This is a genomic window from Oceanispirochaeta sp. (genome assembly GCF_027859075.1).
Taxonomy (GTDB): Bacteria; Spirochaetota; Spirochaetia; order DSM-2461; family DSM-2461; genus Oceanispirochaeta.
The window spans coordinates 1-4,455 of sequence record NZ_JAQIBL010000205.1 but is presented as its reverse complement, the minus strand read 5'-3'; the positions used below and the strand labels follow the sequence as shown (position 1 = coordinate 4,455).

7 protein-coding genes are annotated in these 4,455 nt (G+C 45.1%); 3 read left to right on the top strand and 4 right to left on the bottom strand.

Annotated elements, in window-relative coordinates; translation table 11 throughout:
• From PF479_RS11510 to PF479_RS11500, 3 genes are all read right to left on the bottom strand, one after another.
• Positions 1-428 (bottom strand): ATP-binding cassette domain-containing protein (locus PF479_RS11510; RefSeq protein ID WP_298006544.1); only part of this gene is annotated, 428 nt, incomplete at its 3' end.
• On the bottom strand, positions 421-1,068 hold the full coding sequence (locus PF479_RS11505) for an amino acid ABC transporter permease (RefSeq protein WP_298006541.1): 648 nt from the start codon (positions 1,066-1,068) through the stop codon (positions 421-423). The genes PF479_RS11510 and PF479_RS11505, both read right to left, overlap by 8 nt.
• Positions 1,068-1,874 carry an amino acid ABC transporter substrate-binding protein gene (locus PF479_RS11500; protein WP_298006538.1) on the bottom strand — a complete coding sequence of 269 codons (807 nt, stop codon included), beginning with the start codon at positions 1,872-1,874 and terminating at the stop codon, positions 1,068-1,070. The genes PF479_RS11505 and PF479_RS11500 overlap by 1 nt, the downstream gene beginning before the upstream one ends.
• A 49-nt stretch (positions 1,875-1,923) precedes the next feature.
• Between PF479_RS11500 and PF479_RS11495 the strand changes: the two genes are divergently transcribed.
• Positions 1,924-2,070: a hypothetical protein gene (locus PF479_RS11495; RefSeq protein ID WP_298006535.1), complete on the top strand. Its 147-nt coding sequence runs from the start codon at positions 1,924-1,926 to the stop codon at positions 2,068-2,070.
• A gap of 12 nt (positions 2,071-2,082) precedes the next feature.
• Here the strand turns inward: PF479_RS11495 and PF479_RS11490 are convergent, their stop codons facing one another.
• Positions 2,083-2,457, bottom strand: a complete 375-nt coding sequence (locus PF479_RS11490) for a rhodanese-like domain-containing protein (RefSeq protein ID WP_298006532.1) — start codon at positions 2,455-2,457, stop codon at positions 2,083-2,085.
• 228 nt (positions 2,458-2,685) lie between these two features.
• Here PF479_RS11490 and PF479_RS11485 point away from each other — a divergent pair, with 228 nt between their 5' ends.
• Complete coding sequence (locus PF479_RS11485; RefSeq protein ID WP_298006529.1) at positions 2,686-3,726, top strand: NAD-dependent epimerase/dehydratase family protein; 1,041 nt, start codon at positions 2,686-2,688, stop codon at positions 3,724-3,726.
• Positions 3,727-3,877: 151 nt separating this feature from the next.
• Positions 3,878-4,455: NAD(P)-dependent oxidoreductase (locus PF479_RS11480; protein WP_298006526.1), on the top strand; the 578-nt coding region annotated here is incomplete at its 3' end.

The following is a 4,455-nucleotide window of genomic DNA, read 5'->3' as shown; positions in this document are numbered from 1 at the left end:
TCACGCTGATCGGTCAGACCGACCTTGGCCAGGAGGGCTTCCCCATTTCTAAGAGCCTCAGCCTTTGTGACCTTCAACACGGTCAAAGGACCTTCCATCACATTTTCTAATGCGGTCTTATGGGGGAAAAGGTTGAAATTCTGGAACACCATCCCCAATTTACGGCAGCGCTGTCTGATTTTTCCTTCATGAACAATCACACCGTCTTCACTGAGGATTTCCTTTCCTTCTATTCTGATGCTGCCGGCGGAGGCTTTTTCAAGGTGGATCAAGGTTCTCAAGAGGGTACTCTTTCCCGAGCCCGAGGGGCCAATAATGGAAAAGATCTCTCCTTTCTCTACTCTCAGGTCCACCTCCTTGAGTACTTCAAGGGAACCAAAGGATTTGCAGAGACCTCGAACCTCTATCATGGTCTGATCCTTATTCATAGACGGCATATTTCTGCTCCAGTTTCTTAAAGAAGAGTACAACGCCATAGTTCATGATCAGATAGACACAGGCTGCAATCACAAAGGGGCTGATGGTAAAGTCACGGGCGACAATCTCTTTCGAGTTGCGGAGTATATCACCGATTCCCAACACAACAATCAGAGCCGTGTCCTTGACCAGTGTTATGGCTTCATTGGCCACCGGAGGCAGCACTCTTTTGACTGTCTGGGGAAGGATGACCCGGATCATGGTCTGGGTGTAATTCATACCCAGAACCCGGGAGGCTTCGTACTGCCCTTTGTCTATGGACTGGATTCCCCCGCGGAAAATCTCTGTAAAGTAGGCACCATAGTTGAGTATAAAGGTCAGAGCCGCCGCAGTAAAACGTTCGAGCCGTAATCCGGGCATCAGAATGGGAAGACCATAGTAGACAAAGAATATCTGCAGAAGCAGGGGAGTCCCCCTCACAACCGAAGTATATAGCTCCATTAGAACCCGTAATGCCTTGATGTGTGAGGTCTTTGCCATGGCACAGCTGAAACCCAGAGGTATAGAGAGGATCAGTGTGATGGCAAAGAGTTTAAGAGTCACAGTACAACCCTGCAGGATGTACTGTGTTGAATCTAAAAGATATTCCATTAACGAGCTAAAAGAATGTCTTCAGCAAACCATTTTTTGGATATGGAAGCGGCAGTTCCGTCTTTGGCCATTTCGTCCATAATCCTGTCTACTTCAGCTACAAAGGCCACTTCATCCTTACGGAATCCGATACCGTATTCTTCGGCACCAAAGTCTTCAGAAGCTACAGCGTAAACTCCAGGTTTCTTTGAAATGTAATAACGGCCGAGAATCTCATCGACAACAACCGCATCGATGCGTCCTGTTTCAAGATCCATAAGGGCTTGAACATTGTCCTGATACTTTACGATTTCTTTCAGAGTCGCCACAGTTGCGGGGTCTCCGTTCACGGCATCGTCAGCACTGCTGCTCAGCTGGATTCCTACTGTTTTCCCATCCAGATCAGCTTTGGTAGTAATACCTGAAGCTTTTTGAACTATAACGATCTGTCTGTTGGCAATATAGGGTTTTGAGAATTCAATTTTACCCTTTCTTTCATCCGTAATGGTCAATCCATTCCAGATGACATCAATGTCTTTGCTGTTTAAATCCAGAATTTTTGCATCCCAGTCAATGGGCTGCATTTCCAGTTTCACACCCATTCTGGATGCTACCTCTTTGGCAAGATCGATGTCGAATCCTGCTACATCTCCATTCTCATCCCGGAATCCCATGGGAGGGAAGCTGTCATCCAGTCCCAGGACCAGAACACCCTTGTCCTGTATATATTTCAGAGAGTTATCTCCCTCAGTCATTTCCTTGGTTCCACCGGCAAAAAGCAGGCCGGCACAGATTGTCATTAATAATAGACTTATTACTTTTTTCAAAGGTTTCTCCAGTAATGTTAATTTCGTTGGGAATAGTATAAGGAGAGGGATGAAAACTGTAAATAGAATTATGATCATCCTCGCTTATCCAGGTGAGGATTCGGGGCTGAATGACAAACACCGGGAATTGGAAAAAAGTGTCAGAGCGAGAAAGCCATTAGCAGAGGTTGTTTTTTTCAACACATGGGTCAATTGATTTGAAAATGATTTATCTGACCAGAGATTCTTTCCACCTTGATATGGCACCGAAGTTTTTTACATTGCTGTATCCGGCACCTTTCAATGATCGCAGTGCAGCGCCGGAACGGCTGCCGCTCTGACAGTACACGACAATGGCATTGCTTTTATTTAATATTTTTTTTCCCAGGCCTTTGGGCAATTTCTCATGTGAGACATTAATGGCCCCTTTGATATGTCCGCCTTTATACTCAGAAGATGTTCTCACATCCAGAATAAGGGGAGGCTGATCTCCATCAAGCAGTTCTTTGAAGGCTTTATAGGATAGCTGGCCGCTGATGAGTGGATACAGGGCCCTATAGAGTATAAAGGCTCCTATTGCTATAAATACTATATTTAAATTCATGATGTCCTCTTTTCGTATGATATTAACTATATATATGGATATATGAATGCTTTGTCAAGTAAATGAATATTTCTGAAGAGAGGAAGCCCTGGCACTCCTGGTTGAACTGCAGAAAAACAGCAGTCCTTAATTGATTTACCGATTGGGGTTCCCATTTTTTTGTTGTCTATTGATATTGAAATCGCTAAGTTTGTAAGTATAAACTAATAGAATAAAGAGGATAGAGTCATGGATAAGTCAGTAATCACGGTTACAGGGGGAACAGGTTATATCGCATCCTGGATTGTAAGCGACCTGTTACAGGAAGGACATAAGGTCCGCATCACAGTCAGGAATAAATCTGACTTCCTGAAATATCAGCACCTTTTAGATCTTGAAGGTAAAACTGAAGGGGAATTGTCTGTTTTTGAAGCGGATTTATTGTCACCTGGTTCTTTTGATGCTGCTGTCAAAGGTGCAGATTATGTTATGCATACGGCCTCTCCTTTTTTTCTGGATGATGGGGGAGACCCTCAGAAGAACCTGGTAGACCCGGCTGTAAAGGGTACTAAAAATGTACTGGAAGCTGTCAATCGATCGGCATCGGTTAAGAGGGTCGTTTTAACCAGCAGCATTGCCGCCATATATGGTGATTCCAGAGAAATGAATGATAGGGGATTAGCATCCCTGGATGAAACAATCTGGAATGAAAGCAGTTCGTTAAAGCGGAATGCCTATAGTTATTCCAAGACTGAAGCCGAAAAGGCCGCCTGGGAAATGGTAAAAAAACAGGCTGAGTGGGATCTTGTCACTATTCATCCCGGCTTTGTTTTAGGACCGTCCCAGACTAAAAGAATTGATTCAACCAGCATAGGCACTCTTTTGAGAATACTCCGGGGTGAAATAAAATCGGGAGCCCCGGATCTCAGATTTATATTCTCCGATGTCAGAGATATTTCCAGAGGACACATCTCTGCCGCTTTTACAGAAAGTGCCAACGGGCGGTATATCATAGCCAATGAAAGCGGCAATCTCCTTTCCATCGGGAAAGTCATTGAGGCCGCTCATATGGGTGCATATAAGGTACCCAAGAATCTTGTTCCCAAATGGCTGGTCTGGTTGATTGCTCCTACCATCGGGTTTACCCGGCAGTTTGCGAAAGATAATATCGGATATCCCCTGGCCGCGGACAACCGCCGGAGCATTCAAGATCTGAAGCTTGTCTACACTCCTCTAAAGAGTACTATTCTGGATCATGTTGAGCAGTTGAAGAGTGACGGATTGATCTGAATTTTTCAGTTGAGAATCCATCCTTCTTTCAGTGAATTCCGAGTTGCTCCGAGTTTATGCATATGATATTATTGAATGCAACAAACCCTTCGGCCTTAATAAAGAAATCACCAAAGCTGCAAATCAGCTTTGGTAGCAATGGGAGCCCTGAATGAAACCTAATTCAATCATACTCATGGACCCCAGACAGGTCAATCATATCTTCGGTCCGGAGCAGCTTAGGCAGATCCGGGATATGACTGAACTTCTGCACCCCCCGATGAGCGGAGACGAGGCTTTGTCCCGGCCGTATTTGCTTGAGAAGGTTGATTTCATTTTCTCCGGCTGGGGTATGTGTCCCGTAGATGAGGGGTGCCTCAGAATAGCCAAGAATCTGAAAGCCATTTTTTATGGAGCAGGAACGGTTCGTGGTTTTATGAGCGATGCCCTGCTGGACTCTGATATTCCCGTGACTACAGCCTATGCCGCTAATGCTGTTCCTGTCGCAGAGTTTACATTTGCACAGATCATTCTTGCCTTAAAGAAGGCCTTATATTTTACAAGGATCAGTCATGAAAATCACAGATGGGAACGTGAGCGGTCCGAACCTGAAGCTATTGCCGGTTGTTTCGGCAGTACTGTCGGGCTTGTTTCTCTAGGCATGATCGGGACAAAGGTTCTTGCACTGCTCCAGCATCTGGATGTGAAGATCAAAGTCTTTGACATTGTCCGGAATGACGAGCTGGCAGC